At 73.6% G+C, this 20,770-nt stretch carries 3 protein-coding genes; all 3 read left to right on the top strand.

The features are described 5' to 3' along the window. Positions 1-65: 65 nt before the first annotated feature. The 3 genes from N8I87_RS00975 to N8I87_RS00965 are packed head-to-tail and all read left to right on the top strand — an operon-like array spanning position 66 to position 20,710. Positions 66-10,778: a type I polyketide synthase gene (locus N8I87_RS00975; protein ID WP_263204767.1), complete on the top strand. Its 10,713-nt coding sequence runs from the start codon at positions 66-68 to the stop codon at positions 10,776-10,778. A 43-nt stretch (positions 10,779-10,821) separates the two neighbouring features. Next, complete coding sequence (locus N8I87_RS00970) at positions 10,822-16,296, top strand: type I polyketide synthase (RefSeq protein ID WP_263204766.1); 5,475 nt, start codon at positions 10,822-10,824, stop codon at positions 16,294-16,296. 34 nt (positions 16,297-16,330) lie between these two features. Further along, positions 16,331-20,710, top strand: coding sequence for a type I polyketide synthase (locus N8I87_RS00965; protein WP_263204765.1), 4,380 nt, complete (start codon positions 16,331-16,333; stop codon positions 20,708-20,710). Positions 20,711-20,770: the final 60 nt, after the last annotated feature.

The following is a 20,770-nucleotide window of genomic DNA, read 5'->3' as shown; positions in this document are numbered from 1 at the left end:
CGGCGCGTCCCGGTGACCCCTTGCCGAATTCCGGTAAGTCTTCGCAGGGGTGAGGGACGATTTCGGTGGCGAACGAGGACAAGCTCCGCTATTTCTTGAAGCGAGTCACCGCAGATCTCCAGGAGACCCGGCGGCGCCTTCGTGACTATGAGGACGCCGCCGGGGAGCCGGTGGCCATCATCGGGATGAGCTGCCGCTACCCGGGAGGGGTCGACTCGCCCGAGGATCTGTGGGAGTTGGTCGCAGGCGGCCGCGACGCCGTCTCGGAGTTCCCCGCCGATCGCGGCTGGGACCTGAACGCTCTCTACGACCCGGACCCGGAGTCCCGCGGGACCAGCTACGCCCGCGAGGGCGGGTTCCTGCGCGACCTGGCGGGGTTCGACGCCCGCCTCTTCGGCATCTCGCCCCGCGAGGCGCTCGCCATGGACCCCCAGCAACGGCTGCTGCTGGAGACGTCGTGGGAGCTGTTCGAACGGGCCGGTATCGATGCCGCCTCGCTGGCGGGGAGCAGGACCGGCGTGTTCGCCGGGGTGATGAACCACGAGTTCCTGGCCGCCCTCCAGAACTCCCCGCAGGACCTGGAGGGTTACCTGGGGACGGGCACCTCGGGCAGCGTCGCCTCCGGCCGCGTGGCCTACACCTTCGGCCTCGAAGGCCCGGCCGTCACGGTCGACACGGCCTGCTCGTCGTCCCTGGTGGCCCTGCACCTGGCCGTCCAGTCGCTGCGCAACGGCGAGTGCTCGCTGGCCGTGGCGGGCGGCGTCACCGCGATGGTCGGCCCCGCCACCTTCGTCGGCTTCAGCCGCCAGCGCGGACTGGCACCCGACGGCCGCTGCAAGGCCTTCTCGGCCGGTGCCGACGGCACCGGCTGGGGCGAGGGCGCCGGCCTGCTGCTCGTGGAACGCCTCTCGGACGCCCGCCGCAATGGACACGAGGTCCTCGCGGTGGTCCGCGGCTCCGCCGTCAACCAGGACGGCGCGTCCAACGGCCTGACCGCCCCCAACGGCCCCTCCCAGCAACGGGTGATCCGCCAGGCCCTGGCCGCCGCTCAACTGACCACCGCACAGGTCGACGCGGTCGAGGCGCATGGCACGGGCACCCGGCTCGGCGACCCGATCGAGGCACAGGCGCTCCTCGCGACGTACGGGCAGGGCCGTGCCGACGACAAGCCGCTGTGGCTGGGCTCGATCAAGTCCAACATCGGCCACACCCAGGCCGCGGCCGGTGTGGCCGGCGTCATCAAGATGGTCATGGCCATGCGCCACGGCGAACTGCCGCGCACGCTGCACGTCGACGCGCCGTCCCCGCACGTCGACTGGTCGGCGGGTGCCGTACGGCTGCTCACCGAGCCCACGCCCTGGCCGACGTCGGACCAGCCGCGCCGAGCCGGTATCTCCTCCTTCGGGATAAGCGGCACCAACGCGCACACGATCATCGAGGAAGCCCCGTCGGTCGAAGCGTTCGCACAGGACGCCGAGATATCGGAATTACCGGAGGAAGGCGCGGAGAGCGCCGAGGCAGTCGCCCCTCGGGCCGCGCGCCCGGCCGAGGGCGGACCGGTGCCGTGGGTGATCTCCGGCAAGACCGAGGAGGCACTGCGCGCCCAGGCCGAACGCCTGCTGTCCCGCACGGACCCCGAAGTCCCCCCGCTCGACGTCGCGTTCTCGCTCGCCACCACGCGCACGGCCCTGGAGCACCGCGCGGTGGTCCAGGGCGAAACGGCGGCGGAACTCGCCGAGGGGCTGCGGGCCCTGGCCTCGGGCTCCCCGGCGCCGTACGTCGCGCGCGGCATCTCCGGCACCGGCGGGCGCGTCGGGTTCCTCTTCTCCGGCCAGGGATCGCAACGCCAGGGCATGGGGCGCGAACTGTACGCGTCCTGCCCGGCGTTCGCCGCCGCGTACGACGAGGTCTGCGCGCACCTCGACGCCGCGGTAGACGTCGACTCGGAAGAACTGCACCGCACGGGCGCCGCCCAGCCCGCACTCTTCGCGGTCGAGGTGGCGCTGTTCCGGCTCCTGGAATCGTGGGGCATCCGGCCGGACTACGTGGCCGGCCACTCCGTGGGCGAGATCGCGGCCGCGCACGTGGCCGGGGTGTTGTCGCTGAAGGACGCCGCGAAGCTGGTGTCCGCACGTGCCCGCCTCATGCAGGCGCTGCCCGTCGGGGGCGCGATGATCGCCGTGCAGGCCACCGAGGACGAAATCCTTCCGCACCTCACCGACGGCGTCGGCATCGCGGCGATCAACGGCCCGCGGTCCGTCGTCGTATCCGGAGCCGAGGACGCGGTCACCGCGATCGCCGAGGTCTTCAGGGAGCAGGGCTGCAAGACCTCCCGGCTGAAGGTCAGCCACGCGTTCCATTCGCCGCTGATGGACCCCATGTCGGCGGAGTTCGCACAGGTCGTCCGCGGGCTGACCTTCGAGAGGCCACGGATCCCGGTGGTCTCCAACCTCACCGGCCGCCTGGCCGAGCCCTACACGCCCGAGTACTGGGTCCGGCACGTCCGCGAGGCGGTCCGCTTCGCCGACGGCGTCCGGACTCTCCACGACCTGGGCGTGACCACGTTCGTCGAGATCGGCCCGGGCGGCGTGCTGAGCGCCCTCGCCCAAGGCTGCCTGGACGACGACGTGGTCACCGTGCCCGCCCTGCGCGCCGACCGCCCCGAGCGGGGCGCACTCGTCGCCGCCGTCTCCGAACTGCACGTACACGGCATCTCCCCGGACTGGCACGCCTTCTTCCCCGGCGCCCGTCGCGTCGAACTGCCCACCTACGCCTTCCAGTACGAGCGCTACTGGCTCGACACCTCACCGGCCGCTCCCGGTGATGTCCGCGCCGCCGGCCTGGGCTCGGCCGACCACCCGCTGCTGGGCGCCGCCGTCTCCGTGGCCGGCGGCGACGAGCGGCTGCTGACCGGCCGGCTGTCCCTGCGCACGCACCCGTGGCTGAGCGACCACGCCGTGCTCGGAACCGTGCTGCTGCCGGGCACCGCGTTCGTCGAACTGGCCGTGCGCGCCGCCGACGAGGCCGGCTGCGAACTGCTGGAGGACCTCACCCTCGAAGCGCCCCTGACGCTGCCCGAGCGGGGCGGCGTCGCGGTTCAGGTGTGGGTCGGTGCGGCCGACGGCACCGGCCGCAGGCCGCTGACCGTGCACTCGCGCCCCGAGGACGACGCCGACCTGCCGTGGGTCCGCCACGCGACCGGCTTCGTCACCGAAGGGACCGAAGAGGCAGGCGCCGCCGCCGGCCTGGCGCTCACGGCGTGGCCGCCCACGGGCTGCGAACCGGTCGGCCTCGACGGCTTCTACGACCGGCTGGCCGCCCAAGGCCTGGCCTACGGACCGGCGTTCCGTGGACTGCGGAGCGTCTGGCGCGCGGGCGACGAAGTCTTCGCGGAGGTCGCCCTCCCCGACGGCACGGACACCGGCTCCTTCCTCCTGCACCCGGCGCTGCTGGACGCGGCGCTGCACGTGATCGGCGCGGGCGGCTCTCTCGTGGCCGAGGTGGACGAGCCGCTCCTGCCGTTCGCCTGGTCCGGGGTGTCCGTGCGCGCCACGGGCGCGTCCACCATACGGGTCAGGCTGGCGCCGGCCGGTACGGACGCGGTGTCCCTGCTGGTGGCCGACGGCGCCGGCGAGCCGGTGGCGTCCGTCGAGTCGCTGACACTGCGCGCGGTGTCGGCCGAGCAGCTCCGCAAGCGCTCCGGTGACGCGATGTTCACCGTCGAGCGGGCGCCGCTGACCCTGCCCTCGGACGACGCGGACGGGACGGCGGTCGCGTACGTCCCGGACCTCGCCGAACTGGCTGACGCCGACGGGCCGTCGCAGCCGGACGCGGTCGTGGTCCCGTGCCCCGACGGCCCGGACGGGGCGACCGAGGCCGAGCGGGTCCGTGCGGTCACCACCGACGTTCTGCGGCTGGTCCAGCGCTGGTTCGCCGAGGACCGGACGTCGTGCCTCGTGCTGGTGGCGCGCTGCGACGACCTCGCGCACGCCGCGGCGGGCGGACTGGTGCGCTCGGCCCAGGCGGAGAACCCCGGCCGGATCGTGCTGCTCGAAACCGACCGCCCGCACGAGGCGGCCGCGCTCGTGCCCGGCGTCGTGCTGTCCGGCGAGCCCCACATCGTCGTCCGCGAAGGGGAGGCCGGCGCACCGCGCCTGGTGCGCGCCGCCTCCTCGGCAACGGAGGACGCGACCACCGCCCCTGCGGACGAAGTGGCCTTCGCCCATGCCGAGGGTGCTGCCCCCACCCACACCGAGGGCGCTCCCTTCGGCCTCGGCACCGTGCTGCTCACCGGCGCCTCCGGCGCGCTGGGCAGAACCCTCGCCCGTCACCTGGTCACCGGACACGGCGTGCGCCGGCTGCTGCTCGTGAGCCGCCGTGGCACCAACGCCCCGGGCGCCGCGGACCTGAAGGCCGAACTCGTGGCGCTCGGCGCCGAAGCGACGTGGGCCGCCTGCGACCTCACCGACCGTGACGCCCTGGCCCGGCTGCTGGCCGCCACCCCGGTCGACTCCGTCGTGCACACCGCCGGCGTGCTCGACGACGGCGTGATCGCCGCGCTGACCCCGGAGCGCGTGGGCGCCGTCCTCGCGCCCAAGGCCGACGCCGTGCTCAACCTGGACGAACTCACCGGCGAGAGCACGACGTTCGTGCTGTTCTCCTCCGCCGCGGGCGTCTTCGGCAACCCCGGCCAGGGCAACTACGCCGCGGCCAACGCCTTCCTCGACGCCTTCGCCCGGTACCGCCGCGCCCAGGGACGGCCCACGGTCTCGCTGGCGTGGGGCCTGTGGGAGCAGGAGGGCGCCATGGCCGACGCCCTCGACGAGGCAGGCAGGTCGCGGATGGCGCGCTCCGGTGTCCTGCCGCTGTCCACCGAGGAGGGCCTGCGGCTGTTCGACGCGGCACTCGCCTCGCACGAGCCCGTGCTCGTACCGGTCCGCCTCGACACCGCACCCCTGCGGAACAGGGCGGCAGGAACCGTACCGGCCCTGCTGCGCGGACTCGTCCGCGTCTCCACGCGCGGCACCGCCCAGCGCGCCGCCACCGGATCCCTGGCCGAACGCCTCACCGGACTGGCCGGCGACAAGCGCGACGAGGCCCTCCTGGAGCTGGTCCGGGCCGAGGCCGCCGCCGTGCTCGGGCACTCCTCGCCCCGGGCCGTACAGCCCGCGCACACCTTCCAGGACCTGGGCTTCGACTCGCTGACGGCCGTAGAACTGCGCAACCGGCTGTCCACCGCCACCGGCCTGCGCCTGCCCGCCACCCTCGTCTTCGACCACCCCACCCCCGCCGCCCTCGCCCGGCACATCGGCACCGAACTCCTCGGCGAAGCCCCGGCCGCCGCCACGGCCAGGGCTGCGGAGCGGCAGACCGTGGCCGCCGCCGACGAGCCGATCGCCATCGTCGGCATGAGCTGCCGCCTCCCGGGCGGCGTGCGCTCGCCCGAGGACCTGTGGCGGCTGGTGGCCTCCGGCCGGGACGGGATCACCCGGTTCCCGGACAACCGCGGCTGGGACGTCGACGGACTCTACGACCCCGACCCCGAGCGCCTCGGCAAGACCTACGTGCGCGAAGGCGGCTTCCTGCACGAGGCGGCCGAGTTCGACGCCGCCTTCTTCGGCATCAGCCCCCGCGAGGCCCTGGCGATGGACCCGCAGCAGCGACTGCTGCTGGAGGCGTCCTGGGAGGCGTTCGAACGCGCCGGGATCGACCCGGCGACGATCCGGGGCAGCCGTACCGGCGTCTTCACCGGCCTGATGTACCACGACTACGGCCAAGGCCCGCGCGAACTGCCCGAGGGCGTCGAGGGCCTGCTCACCACCGGAGGCTCCGGCAGCGTCGCCTCCGGCCGTGTGTCCTACGCCTTCGGCTTGGAGGGCCCCGCCGTGACGATCGACACGGCCTGCTCCTCGTCGCTCGTCGCCCTGCACCTGGCCGTCCAGGCCCTGCGCAACGGCGAGTGCACGATGGCGCTGGCCGGCGGCGTCACGGTCATGGCCGGCCCGACGGTCTTCGTGGAGTTCAGCCGGCAGCGCGGGTTGTCGCCCGACGGCCGGTGCAAGGCGTTCGCGGCCGGTGCCGACGGCACGGGCTGGGGCGAAGGCGTCGGCCTGCTGCTGGTGGAGCGGCTGTCCGACGCGGAGCGCAACGGCCACCGCGTGCTGGCCGTCGTACGGGGCAGTGCGGTGAACCAGGACGGCGCGTCCAACGGTCTGACCGCGCCCAACGGCCCCGCGCAGCAGAAGGTGATCCGGCAGGCGCTGGCGTCCGCCGGGCTCACCCCGGCCGACGTGGACGCGGTGGAGGCGCACGGTACGGGGACGACGCTGGGTGACCCGATCGAGGCGCAGGCGCTCCTCGCCACCTACGGCCAGGAGCGGCCCGAAGGACAGCCGCTGTGGCTGGGCTCACTGAAGTCCAACATCGGCCACACACAGGCCGCCGCGGGCGTCGCCGGCGTGATCAAGATGGTCATGGCCATGCGCCACGGAGTGCTCCCGAAGACCCTGCACGTCGACGAACCCACACCGCACGTGGACTGGTCGGCAGGCGACGTCCGGCTGTTGACCGAGGCCGTCGACTGGCCCGAGTCGGACCGCCCGCGCCGTGCCGCCGTGTCGTCCTTCGGCGTCAGCGGCACCAACGCCCACACGATCATCGAGCAGGCCCCCACGACCGAGGAACCGCCGTCGGCGTACGACTCCGGCACGGCCGTGCCGTGGGTGCTCTCCGGCAGGACCGAAGCAGCGCTGCGGGCGCAGGCCGCCCGCCTCGCGTCCTTCCTGGACGACAACGACAACGACAACGACAACGACAACGACGGCGACGCGGCCCCGGCGGCCGACGCGGCGTACTCGCTGGCAACGACCAGGGTGGCCTTCGAACACCGCGCAGTGGTGGTTGCCGAGACCCCCGAGGAGGTACGGCGGGCACTGGCAGGTGTCGCCAGTGGCGCCACACCGCGCGGCGCGGTGACCGGCACCGCACGCACCGGCGGCAAGACCGTCTTCGTCTTCCCCGGGCAGGGGTCGCAGTGGGTGGGCATGGCCGCCGAACTGCTGGAGACCTCCCCGGTCTTCCGCGACCGGATCGACGCCTGCGAGCGCGCCCTCGCGCCGCACGTGGACTGGTCGTTGACCGCCGTGCTGCGCGGCACGTCCGACGTCGAGCAGGACCGGGTCGACGTGCTGCAGCCCGTGCTGTGGGCGATGACGGTCGCCCTGGCCGACATGTGGCGCTCCTTCGGAGTGACCCCCGACGCGGTCGTCGGGCACTCCCAGGGCGAGGTCTCCGCGGCGGTGGTCGCCGGCGTGGTCTCCGTGGAGGACGGGGCGCGCATCGTGGCGGAGCGCAGCCTCGCGGTCCGTGAACTCCAGGGCCGCGGCGGCATGGCCTCGGTGACCCTCCCGGACGAGGAGGTGCGGGAACTGGTCGGCCGGTGGGCGGGCCGCCTCGGCATCGGCGCCGTGAACGGGCCCGGGACCGTCGTGGTCTCCGGGGACACCGACGCCCTGGACGAACTCCTCGCGCACTGCAAACAGGAAGGCATTCAGGCGCGCAAGGTCGCCGTCGACTACGCCGCGCACTCGCCGCAGATCGAACGCGTCGAAGCGCGGGCGAGTGAGGGGTTCGCCGGCATCAGCCCGCTCCCCGGCTCCGTGCCCTTCTACTCCACGGTGACGGGCGGGAAGCTGGACGCGGACGCGCTCGGCTCCGGCTACTGGTACCGCAACATGCGGCAGACGGTGCGGTTCCACGACGCGATCCGGGCCACTCTGGCCGACGGGCACGACGTGTTCGTCGAAGTCAGCCCCCACCCCGTGCAGTTGGCGGGCATCCAGGACGCCATCGAGGCCGCCGAGGCACAGGCCGTGGTCGTACCGACGCTGCGCCGCGGCGACGGCGGACGGCACCGGATGATGCTGTCCCTGGCCCAGGCCCACGTGCACGGCGTCCGCATCGACTGGGACGCCGTCCTGCCGGGTGCGCGCCGCGTCGACCTCCCGACCTACGCGTTCCAGCACGAGCGGTACTGGCTTCAGGCGGGCGCTCCGGCCGGTGACGTACGAGCGGCCGGGCTGGACGCCGCCGACCACCCGTTCCTGGGCGCGGCGGTGGAACTGCCGGACGCCGGCGGCCACTTGCTGACCGGGCTGCTGTCCCTGCGGGCCCAGCCCTGGCTGGCCGACCACGCGGTGCTGGGCACGGTGCTGCTGCCGGGCACGGCCTTCGTGGAACTGGCCGCCCACGCCGCGGCCGAGACCGGCTGCGATCTGGTCGAGGAACTCACCTTGCACGCCCCGTTGGTGCTGCCCGAGCACGGCGGCGTCGCGCTCCAGGTCCTCGTGGGCGCCCAGGACGACTCCGGCCGCCGCCCGCTGAGCGTGCACTCGCGGGCCGGGGACGGCCCCTGGATCCGCAACGCCACCGGCGCCCTCGCCACCGGCAACACCCCCTCCGGCACCGACCTGAGCAGCTGGCCCCCGGCCGACGCCCAGCCGGTGGACCTGGGCGGCTTCTACGACCGCCTGGCGGACCTCGGCCTGAGCTACGGCCCGCTCTTCCAGGGGCTGCGTGCCGCCTGGCGCGGCCACGACGCGGTGTACGCCGAACTCGCCGTCACCGACGAGGCGCGGGCGGACGCGGACGCGTTCGGCCTGCACCCGGCCCTGCTCGACTCCGCGCTGCACGCGCTGGGCGCGGGTGGCCTCGTACCGGCCGTCGACGGACCCCTGCTGCCCTTCGCGTGGTCCCGCGTCACGCTGCACGGAACCGGAGCAGCCGGCCTACGGGTACGGCTCTCCCCGGCCGGCGGGGGCACGGTACGGCTGGAGGCCGCCGACACCACGGGCCGTCCCGTCGTGTCGGTGGAGTCGCTGACGCTGCGCCCGGTGTCCGCCGAGCAACTGCGCACGAGCTCCAGGGACTCCCTGTTCACCGTGGAGTGGGCACCGCTCGCCACCCCGGCCGACGCGCACGCCCCGGCCGTACGGGTCTACGACGACATCGCCGCCCTCTTCGCGGCCCCCGCGGCGGAGACCGGGGCGCAGGCGGACACGGACGCCGTCGTCGTCCCCTGCCCGGCCGGGTCGGGCACCGACGCCGAACGCTGCCGGGACGTCCTCGCCGAGGTGCTCCGGCTGGTCCAGTGGTGGCTGGCCGAAGACCGGGCCGCCCGCCTGGTGCTGGTGACCCGGGACGCGGTCGCCGCAGGCGACGAGCCGACACACGGCGACCCGGTGCAGGCGGCCGTGTGGGGCCTGGTCCGGTCGGCACAGTCGGAGAACCCGGACCGCATCGTCCTCCTCGACACCGAGGAGAACGCCGACGGAGAGTGGGTCGCGGCTACGGCCGTCACCCGGCTCGTCGCCTCCGAGGAGCCGCAGGCGGCACTGCGCGGCGACGCGCTCCTGCTGCCCCGGCTCGCCAGGGCCGCCGCCGACGCCCCGCGCGCCACCCCTGACTTCGGGACGGGCACAGTGCTCCTGACCGGCGCGTCCGGCGCCCTGGGCGGACTCGTCGCCCGGCACCTGGTCGCCGAGCACGGCGTGCGCAGCCTGCTGCTGATGAGCCGGCGCGGTGCGGACGCCGAGGGTGCGGCGGAGCTCGGGGCGGAACTGACCGCCGCGGGTGCCGAAGTGCACTGGGCCGCCTGCAGCGTGGCCGACCGGGACGCCCTCGCCGAGGTGCTGTCCGGCACGCCGGTGACGGCCGTGGTGCACACCGCCGGCGTCCTCGACGACGGCGTGATCGGCTCGCTCACGCCGGACCGCGTGGAGACGGTGCTGCGTCCCAAGGTCGACGCGGTGCTGAACCTGCACCAACTCGCGGGCGACGTGTCGGCGTTCGTTCTCTTCTCCTCGCTCGCGGGCACGCTCGGCACCCCCGGCCAGGCCAACTACGCCGCGGCCAATGCCTTCCTGGACGCCTTCGCCGGGTGGCGCCGGGCCCAGGGGCTGCCCGTGGTGTCGCTGCCGTGGGGCCTGTGGCAGCGCACCGGCACCATGACCGAGGACCTCGGCGGAGCCGACCGGACCCGGCTCGCCCGCGGTGGCGTGCTGCCGCTGTCCGACGAGGACGGCCTGGAACTCCTCGACGCCGCGCTCGCGCTGCGGGACCCCGTGGTGGTGGCGGCACGGCTGGACCTCGCCGCCCTGCGGAACGCGACCGCCCCGGTGCCGCCGCTGCTCAGGGCGCTCGTCGGCGGCCGGCCGCGGCGCACGGACCGGGCGGCTTCCGTACCGCTGGCGCAGCGGATCGCGGGCCTGCCCGAGGGCGAGCGCGAAGAGGCCGTGCTGGACCTCGTCCGGTCCGAGGTCGCCGCCGTCCTCGGACACAGCTCGGCCAAGGCCGTCCAGCCCGACCAGGCCTTCGGCGACCTGGGCTTCGACTCGCTGACCGCGGTGGAGCTCCGCAACCGGATGAACCAGGCCACCGGCCTGCGGCTGCCCGCCACGCTCGTCTTCGACCACCCGACGCCCGCGGTGCTCGCGCAGCGGGTGCTGAAGGACCTCCCCGGCGGCACGGCCCAGGCGGCGCCGGTCTTCGACGAGCTCGACCGCCTCGCCGCCGCCCTCGACGGCGCCGGAGCGGACGACGTCGACAACGTCACCCGAACCAGGATCAACATGCGTCTCCAGGCGCTGCTCGCCCGCTGGAGCGGGAACGAGCCGGCCGATCCGGGAGGCGCCGGCGGAGCCGAGGACGAAGACGACCTCAGCTCGGCGAGCGACGAAGAGCTGTACGAGCTCCTCGACGACGAACTCGGCATCTCCTGAACTGCGCAGGCCGACAGCAGGCCAAAAGGGGTGGGCAACACCGATGATGAACGAAGACAAGCTCCGGGACTACCTCAAGCGGGCCACCACCGACCTGCGCCAGGCCCGGCGGCGCGTGCGCGAGCTGGAGGCCCGCGACCAGGAACCGATCGCCATCGTGGGCATGAGCTGCCGGTTCCCCGGCGGCGTCGGTTCCCCCGAGGAGCTGTGGCGGCTGCTGGCCGAGGGCAAGGACGCCATCTCGCAGTTCCCCGAGGACCGCGGCTGGGACGTCGACGCGCTCTACGACCCCGACCCCGAGCAGCCCGGCAAGGTCTACACCCGGCAGGGCGGCTTCCTGCGCGACGCGGCGGACTTCGACGCGGACTTCTTCGGGATCTCGCCGCGCGAGGCGCTGGCCATGGACCCGCAGCAGCGGCTGCTGCTGGAGACCGCCTGGGAGGCCTTCGAGCACGCGGGCATCGACCCCGCCGGCCTCAAGGGCAGCCGTACCGGTGTCTTCGCCGGCCTGATGTACCACGACTACGGCTTCACGCCCGGCGTCCTCCCCGAAGGGGTCGAGGGGCTGATGAGCACCGGCAACTCCGGCAGCGTCGCCTCCGGGCGCATCGCCTACACCTTCGGCTTCGAGGGCCCCGCGGTCACCGTCGACACCGCCTGCTCGTCCTCGCTGGTCGCCCTGCACCTCGCCGTGCGGGCTTTGCGGGGAGGCGAGTGCTCCATGGCGCTCGCCGGCGGCGTGACGGTCATGGCGGGCCCCAGCGCCTTCGTCGAGTTCAGCCGCCAGCGCGGACTCGCCCCCGACGGCCGCTGCAAGTCCTTCGCCGCGGCGGCGGACGGTGCGTCCTGGTCCGAAGGCGCCGGCCTGCTGCTCGTGGAGCGGCTGCGGGACGCCCGCCGCCTCGGCCACAAGGTGCTCGCGGTCGTCCGGAGCAGCGCCGTCAACCAGGACGGCGCGTCCAACGGCCTGACCTCGCCCAACGGCCCCTCGCAGCAGCGCGTGATCCTCGAAGCGCTGGCCGGCGCCGGGCTGTCCGCCGAGGAGGTCGACGCCGTCGAGGCACACGGCACGGGCACCGGCCTCGGCGACCCGATCGAGGCACAGGCGCTGCTGGAGACCTATGGACAAGAGCGCGAACAGCCCCTCCTGCTCGGCTCGCTGAAGTCCAACATCGGCCACACGCAGGCCGCGGCGGGCGTCGCCGGCGTGATGAAGATGGTGCTGGCGATGCGGCACGGCGTGCTGCCGAAGACGCTTCACGTGGACCGGCCGACCCCGCAGGTCGACTGGTCGGCCGGCTCGGTCGAGCTACTGACCGAGGCGATCGCGTGGCCGAAGACGGACCACCCTCGCCGGGCCGGGATCTCGTCGTTCGGGATCAGCGGCACCAATGCGCACATCATCCTCGAGCAGGCGCCCGAACCGGAGGCGGAGGACCCGGCCGACGACACGACTGAAGGCAAGGGTGTGGCCGAGGAGCCGATGCCGCCCCGGACCACGGTGGTGCCGTGGGTACTCTCCGCGAAGACCGGGGAGGCGCTGCGGGAGCAGGCGCAACGACTGCTGTCGTCCGTGGACCTCGCCGCCGCGTCACCGGCCGACGTGGGGTTCTCGCTGGCGGCCACCCGCTCGGCGCTGGAGCACCGGGCGGCGGTTGTCGGCACCGACCGGGAAGAACTGCGCGCGGGTCTGACCGCCCTCGCGGCGGGCGAGCCCGCGGCACAGATGGTGACGGGGCGCGCCGAGGCCGACCGGGGCAAGGTCGGGTTCTTGTTCTCGGGTCAGGGGTCGCAGCGGCTGGGGATGGGGCGTGAGTTGTACGCGTCCTGTCCGGTGTTTGCTGCGGTGTACGACGAGGTGTGTGCGCTTCTGGATGGGCCGGTCGATGTCGACTCGGAGACGTTGAACCAGACGGGTTCGACGCAGCCCTCGCTCTTTGCTGTTGAGGTCGCCCTGTTCCGCCTTCTCGAATCGTGGGGCATCCGGCCGGACTACGTGGCCGGTCACTCGGTGGGTGAGATCGCGGCCGCGCATGTGGCGGGTGTGTTGTCGCTCGAGGATGCGGCGAAGCTGGTGTCGGCGCGCGCCGCGTTGATGCAGGCCCTGCCGACCGGCGGCGCCATGGTCGCGGTCCAGGCGGCCGAGGGTGAGGTGCTGCCGTACCTGACCGACGGCGTGGGCATCGCGGCGGTCAACGGCCCTCAGTCCGTCGTGATCTCCGGAGCCGAGGATGCCGTACTGGGGATCGCCGAGGTCTTCACCCAACAGGGCCGTAGGACTTCCCGGTTGAAGGTCAGTCACGCGTTCCATTCGCCGCTGATGGACCCCATGCTGGAGGCGTTCGCCGAGGTCGTCCGCGGTCTGACGTTCAGTGAGCCGCGGATCCCGGTGGTCTCGAACCTCACCGGCCGCCTGGCCGAGCCGTACACCCCCGAGTACTGGGTCCAACATGTCCGTGAGGCGGTGCGCTTCGCCGACGGTGTGCGGACCCTGCACGAGCTGGGTGTGACCACGTTCGTGGAGATCGGTCCCGGCGGTGTGCTGAGCGCCCTCGCCCATGGCTGCCTCGACGACGCGGACATCGTCACCGTTCCCGCTCTGCGTACCGACCACCCCGAACCCCAGGCGCTCGCTCTCGCCCTCGGGCAGTTGTACGTGCACGGTGTCTGCCCGGACTGGCAGGTGCTGTTCCCCGGCGCCCAGCGTGTCGATCTGCCCACGTACGCCTTCCAGCGTGAGCGCTACTGGCTCGAAGGTACGGCCGCGCCCGACGTCTCCTCGGCGGGCCTGGACTCCTCCGGCCACGCGCTGCTCGGCGCGGTGGTGGAGACCGCCGGGGCGCAGGACGTGCTTTTCACCGGTCGGCTGTCCCCGGCCGACATGCCCTGGATCGCGGAACACACGGTCGGTGGCGTGCCGGTGCTCCCGGTCGCCGCGTTCGTGGAGCTCGCCCTGTCCGCGGGACGGCAGGCCGGGTTCCCGCACCTGGAACAGCTGGACGTCGACGCCCCGCTGGTTCTGGTCGAACAGGGTGCCGTCCGCATCCAGGTGCAGGTCGGTGCAGGCGACGACCCTGACCGGCGCTCGGTGCGCGTCTTCAGTCGGACCGCTGCGGGCGGCTCCGGCAAGCCGTGGGTCCGCCACGTCACCGGAGAGCTCACCCGGAACGCTCCGACGGCGGAGTTCGACACGACGGTATGGCCGCCGACGGGTGCCGAACCCATGGACGTCGAGGGCCGTCCGGGCCTGCGTGCCGCCTGGCGCGTCGGGGATGAGCTGTACGGCGAGGCCGCACTGCCTGTCATGGAGCGAGGCCGGGCGGACCGCTACGGCCTGCACCCCGTACTGCTGGACGCTGCCCTCGGCATGCTGGCGTCGGACCGCGCCGAAGACCCCGGCGAGGTGCTCCTGCCCCACGCGTGGAGCGGCATGTCCGTGCACACTCCGGGGCCCGGGGCCGTACGCATACGTGTCCGGCCCGTCGACGGCGACGGGGTGGCGATCGAACTGTCCGACGCCGACGGCTCTCCCGTCGCCTCGGTCGAGTCCGTCCGGACGCGGACGATGTCCTCGCAGCAGGTGCTGGCCTCGCACGTGGCGCACCAGGACTGGATGTTCGAGGTCGACTGGGTCGAGCGCACCGGGGTTTCTGCTCCCGAAGCCGAGTGGGCGGTCCTCGGCGACGAAGGTTCCCACTCCGACATCGACGAACTCCGCAAGGCGGTCGACGGCGGTGCGGCCACGCCTGCCCACGTCCTCCTGCCGTGCGCCCCGAGCGAGGGCGATGCCGCCGCGGCGACGCGCGGGCTGCTGGCCGGTGTGCTGTCGGCCGTCCAGCAGTGGGTCGCCGACGAGCGGTTCTCCGACGCGCGGCTCGTGGTGATGACGCGCGGAGCCGTCGAGTTGGACGGTACGGCTCTGGACCTCGCGCACGTCGCGGTCTCCGGTCTCGTGAAATCGGCCCAGAGCGAGCACCCGGACCGGTTCCTGCTCGTCGACGCGGACGACTCGGTCACGAACGGCGGCATGGCCACGAACGGCGGCCTCGCCGCGGCGCTCGCCGCTCTGGACGAGCCGCAGGCCGCGGTGCGCGACGGAAAGCTGTACGTGCCGCGCCTCGCCCGGATCGCCCCGCCCGAGGAGCCCACCGCTCACGAGTGGGGACCCGAGGGGACCGTGCTGCTCACCGGCGCGACCGGTGGCCTCGGACGGTCGCTCGCGCGGCACCTCGTCGCCGAACGCGGCGCACGGAGGCTGCTGTTGACAAGCCGCCGCGGCCCCGCGTCCGAAGGCATCGGTGAACTCGTCGCCACCCTCTCCGAGCTGGGCGCGCACGTCGACGTGGCCGCCTGTGACATCGCGGACCGGGACGCCCTCGCGGAACTGCTGGCCTCTGTACCGGCCGAGCACCCGCTCGTGGCCGTGGTGCACGCGGCGGCGGCCCTGGACGACGGCGTGGTCACCGCCCTGACCCCGGAGCGCCTGGACACCGTGTTGCGGCCGAAGGCCGACGGGGCACTGCACCTGCACGAGCTGACCCGGGATCTGAACCTCTCCGCGTTCGTGCTCTTCTCCTCCCTGGCCGGAGTCCTGGGCAGCGCCGGCGCGGCGAGCTACGCCGCCGCGAACGCCTTCCTGGACGGGCTGGCACGGCAGCGCCGGGCCGCGGGCCTGCCCGGCACTTCGCTGGCGTGGGGCCTGTGGACGGACAACGGCGGCATGGGCGACCGGATCACCGACGCCGACCGCAACCGGATGGGGCGCGCCGGAGTCGTATCGTTCACCCCGGCGGAAGGGCTGGCCCTGTTCGACGCCGCCCTCACCGTGGACCGGCCGGTGATCGTGCCGGTCCGGCTGGACGTTCCAGGACTGCGCGGCATGGCCCGCGCCGGCATGCTGCCCGCCGTCCTCCGCGGCCTCGTGGGCGACACCGGCGCAGCCGTCGGCGAGGCCGCGGCCGCCCAGACCCCCGCCCTGGCCCGCCGCCTCGCGGGGATACCGGAGGCCGACCAGGAGAAGGTCCTGCTGGACCTGGTGCGCCATCAGGCGGCAGCCGCCCTCGGCCACGCCACCGCTGCCCGCATCGAGCCCACCACGGCCTTCCGGGACATCGGCTTCGACTCCCTGACCGCCGTGGAACTGCGCAACCGGCTCAACGCCGCGACCGGGCTCCGGCTCAAGCCCACCCTCGTCTTCGACCACCCCAACCCCGTCGCGATCGCCCGGCTCCTGCACAAGGACCTGGTGCACGACCTCACCGCCGAGGCCCCGCCCTTGCTCGGCGAACTGGAACGGCTGGAGGCGCAGTTCGCCGCGCTCGCCCCGGGGGACGCGGTGCGCGACAAGGTCACCGCCCGGCTCAAGGCGCTGCTCTGGAAGTGGACCGACACCCACCAGGACGCCGCGGCGACCGCAGCCGACGCCGACCCCGGAACCGACCGCGACTTCGACCGGATCGACGCCGCCACCGACGACGAGATGTTCGACCTCATCGACCAAGAGCTCGGGTCTCACTGACTCATCCCACGCACTGCTACCGAGGACGTAAAACATGTCGAACGACGACAAGCTCAGGGATTACCTCAAGCGCGTGACGGTGGACCTGCGCCAGACCCGCAGGCAACTGGGTGAGCTGGAGGCGAAGGACACCGAGCCCATCGCCATCGTCGGGATGGCCTGCCGCTACCCGGGCGGGGTCGGCTCGCCCGAGGACCTGTGGCACCTGGTCGCCTCGGGCGCCGACGGCGTGTCCGGGTTCCCCGCCGACCGTGGCTGGGACCTGGACACGGTCTACGACCCCGAGCCCGGGCGGACGGGCCGCACGTATGTGCGCGAGGGCGGCTTCCTCTACGACGCCGGCGAGTTCGACCCCGCGTTCTTCGGGATCTCCCCCCGCGAGGCCCTGGTCATGGACCCGCAGCAGCGGCTGCTCCTGCAGACCTCCTGGGAGGCCATCGAACGCGCGGGCATCGACCCCGTCACCGCACGCGGCACCCGGGCCGGCGTGTTCATCGGCACCAACGGCCAGGACCACGCCTACCTCCAGCGGCAGGGCGACAGCGACATCGATGCCCACCTCGTCACCGCGAACACCGCCGCCGTGGTGTCCGGCCGTATCTCCTACGCCTTCGGTCTCGAAGGCCCGGCGGTCACCGTCGACACGGCCTGCTCGTCCTCGCTGGTGGCGCTCCACCTGGCCGCCCAGGCGCTGCGCCGCGGCGAGTGCTCGCTCGCCCTGGCCGGCGGCGTGACCGTGATGGCCACGCCGAACACCTTCATCGCGTTCAGCGCGCAGCGCGGCCTGTCGCCCGACGGCCGCTGCCGCGCGTTCTCCTCGACCGCCGACGGCACCGGCATGTCCGAAGGCGTCGGTGTGCTCCTGCTGGAGCGGCTGTCCGACGCCCGCCGGCTCGGCCATGACGTGCTCGCCGTCATCCGCGGCAGCGCCGTCAACCAGGACGGCGCCTCCAACGGCCTCACGGCCCCGAACGGCCCGTCGCAGGAACGCGTGATCAGGCAGGCCCTGGACAACGCACGCCTGACCGCCTCCCAGATCGACGCCGTCGAGGCGCACGGCACGGCCACCACCCTCGGCGACCCGATCGAGGCGGAGGCACTGCTCGCCACGTACGGCCAGGAGCACTCGGGTGACCGGCCGCTGTGGCTGGGTTCCATCAAGTCCAACATCGGTCACACGCAGGCGGCTTCCGGGGTCGCCGGTGTGATCAAGATGGTGATGGCCATCCGCAACGGAGTCCTTCCGCAGACGCTGCACGTGGACGAGCCGACCACTCAGGTCGACTGGTCGGCGGGCGGCGTCAAGCTCCTGACCGAGGCCGTCCAGTGGCCCGAGTCGGACCACCCCCGCCGCGCCGCCGTCTCGTCCTTCGGTGTCAGCGGCACCAACGCGCACACGATCATCGAGCAGGCCCCGGCCCTCGACGGTGGGCCCGCAGCCGAACCGGCCGGGGACCCGGCCGCCGGCGCGCTGCCGTGGGTGCTCTCGGCGAAGAGCGACGCGGCGCTGCGCGCCCAGGCAGAGCGCCTGCTCTCCTTCCTGGAGGACGGCCGGAACTGCGCGAACGGCCCCGGCCGCACGCCGGCCGACATCGGCTTTTCCCTCGCCACGACGCGCACCGCCTGGGACCGCCGGGCGGCGATCGTCGGTGAGAGCTTGGAGGAACTCACCCAAGGCGTACGGGCACTGGCGTCCGGCACCCCGTCCGCGGCCGTCGTCCAGAACGCGGCCCGCCTCGGGGACAAGACCGGGTTCCTGTTCTCCGGCCAGGGCTCGCAGCGGGCCGGCATGGGGCGCGAACTCTACGACGCCTTCCCGGCGTTCGCCGCCGCCTATGACGAGATCCGCGCCCACCTCGACGTCACGCTCGACGCGGACACGGAGCAGCTCGACCGGACCGGTTGCACCCAGCCGGCGTTGTTCGCCGTCGAGGTGGCGCTGTTCCGCCTGCTGGAGTCGTGGGGCATCCGGCCGGACTACGTGGCCGGTCACTCGGTGGGTGAGATCGCGGCCGCGCATGTGGCGGGTGTGTTGTCGCTCGAGGATGCGGCGAAGCTGGTGTCTGCGCGTGCCGCGTCGATGCAGGCCCTGCCGACCGGCGGTGCCATGGTGGCGGTCCAGGCGGCCGAGGGCGAGGTGCTGCCGTACCTGACCGACGGCGTGGGCATCGCGGCGGTCAACGGCCCTCAGGCCGTCGTGATCTCCGGAGCCGAGGATGCCGTACTGGGGATCGCCGAGGTCTTCACCCAACAGGGCCGTAGGACTTTTCGGTTGAAGGTCAGTCACGCGTTCCATTCGCCGCTGATGGACCCCATGCTGAAGGAGTTCGGGGACGTCGTGCGCGGTCTGACGTTCAGTGAGCCGCGGATCCCGGTGGTCTCCAACCTCACCGGCCGCCTGGCCGAGCCGTACACGCCCGAGTACTGGGTTCAACATGTCCGTGAGGCGGTGCGCTTCGCCGACGGCATCGAGACCCTGCACGGCCTGGGTGTGACCACGTTCGTGGAGATCGGCCCCGGTGGCGTCCTCAGCGGCATGGCACAGGGCTGTGCGGACGACATCGTCACCATCCCCGTACTCCGGACCGACCACCCCGAGCGGCAGGCCGTCGTCACCGCGCTCGCCGAACTGCACGTGCACGGCGTCTCCCCTGACTGGCAGGCACTCTTCCCGGGCGCCCGGCGCGTCGACCTGCCCACCTACGCCTTCCAGCAGCAGCGCTACTGGCTGGCGGCCCCCGAGGCCGAGCCTGCCGCCGTGGACGCGGTCGACGCCGAGTTCTGGGCGAGCGTCGAGCGCGAGGACGCCCAGTCACTCGCCGCCACGCTGGGGCTGAGCCCCGTGGAACTGGACGTCGTGGTCCCGAAGTTGTCCGCCTGGCGGCGCCGGAGGCGCGAGCAGTCGGTCGTGGACGGCTGGCGCTACCAGCTGGTCTGGCAGCCGCTGAACGGCCTGTCCGTCGGCGACCTCTCCGGCAGTACATGGCTGTTCGCCGCGCCCGAGGGCGACGAGTGGGCCGGGACGATCCGCGCGGCCCTCGCCGGACGCGGCGCGCACCTGATACCGCTGACCGTTGGCGCCGACGCCGACCGCGCCTCCCTGGCCGGTGAGTTGACCCGGGCCGCGGCCGAAGCCGGATCGCTCGACGGTGTCCTGTCACTGCTCGCGACCGACGAGTCCGCCTCGCCCGAACACCCCGCGCTCTCCCAGGGCCTCGCGCAGACCGTGGCCCTGGCCCAGGCGCTGGGCGACGCGGGCGTCGACGCGCCGCTGTGGTGCGCCACCCGCGGCGCGGCCGCCACCGGCCGCTCCGACGACGCACCGCTCAGCGCGGTGCAGAACCAGGTGTGGGGCCTCGGCCGCGCCCTGGCCCTGGAGCACGCCCGGCGCTGGGGCGGCCTGATCGACCTGCCCGCGGCCGTCGACGAGCGTGCCGCCGGCCGTATCGCCGCCGTACTGAGCCAGGGACGTGATGCCGCGGATGGTCAGGAGGACCAGGTCGCCGTCCGCGCCTCCGGCGTGTTCACCGCCCGGCTCACCCACGCCCGCAGCGGTGCCGGCCGGCCGTGGTCGCCGCGCGGCACCGTACTGATCACCGGTGGTACGGGCGCGCTGGGCGGGCACGTCGCCCGCTGGCTCGCCGGTGCCGGTGCCGAACAGCTGGTGCTCGCGGGCCGCCGAGGCGCCGACGCGCCCGGCGCGACCACGCTCAAGGCCGAACTGGAGGAGCTGGGAGCGCGCGTCACCCTCGCCGTGTGCGATGTCGCCGACCGTGACGCGGTGGCGGCGCTGCTCGCCGAGCACAGCTTCACCTCCGTCTTCCATGCCGCGGGCGTGGAGCAGTTCGCCCCCTTCGACGAGCTGACGCCGACCGACTTCGCCCGCACGATGGCGGCGAAGGCCCACGGCGCCGCGCACCTGGACGAACTGCTCGGCGACCGCGAGCTGGACGCCTTCGTCCTGTTCTCCTCGATCGCCGGCGTGTGGGGCAGCGGACTGCAGACCGCCTACGCGGCCGGCAACGCCTTCCTCGACGGGCTCGCCGCCCGGCGGAGGGCCCGGGGCCTGACCGCCACCGCGATCGCCTGGGGTCCCTGGGCCGACGGCGGCATGGTCACCGACGCCGACGAGGAGCACCTGCGCCGCCGCGGCGTCCTCACCCTGCCCGCCGCACTCGCCGTGACCGCGGTCCAGCGCGCCCTGGACTGCGACGACACGGCGGTCGTCGTGGCCGACATCGACTGGGGACGGTTCATCGGACCGTTCACCCTCGCCCGCCCGAGCGCCCTGCTGTCCGAGCTGCCCGACGTGCGCCGCGCCGGCACCGCCGCACCGGCCGACGCCACCACCGGCGCCGCGCCCTGGCGGCCCGACTCGCCGGACTGCCGGAGGCCCAGCGCACTCAGACCCTGATCGACCTGGTCCGCGCGCATGTCGCGGCCGTCCTGGGCCACTCCTCGGCGGCGGAGGTCG

It is taken from the genome of Streptomyces sp. HUAS 15-9 (assembly GCF_025642155.1).
GTDB lineage: Bacteria > Actinomycetota > Actinomycetes > Streptomycetales > Streptomycetaceae > Streptomyces.
Note: the sequence above shows the minus strand (reverse complement) of the source record. Positions and strands in the feature narration are given on the sequence as shown.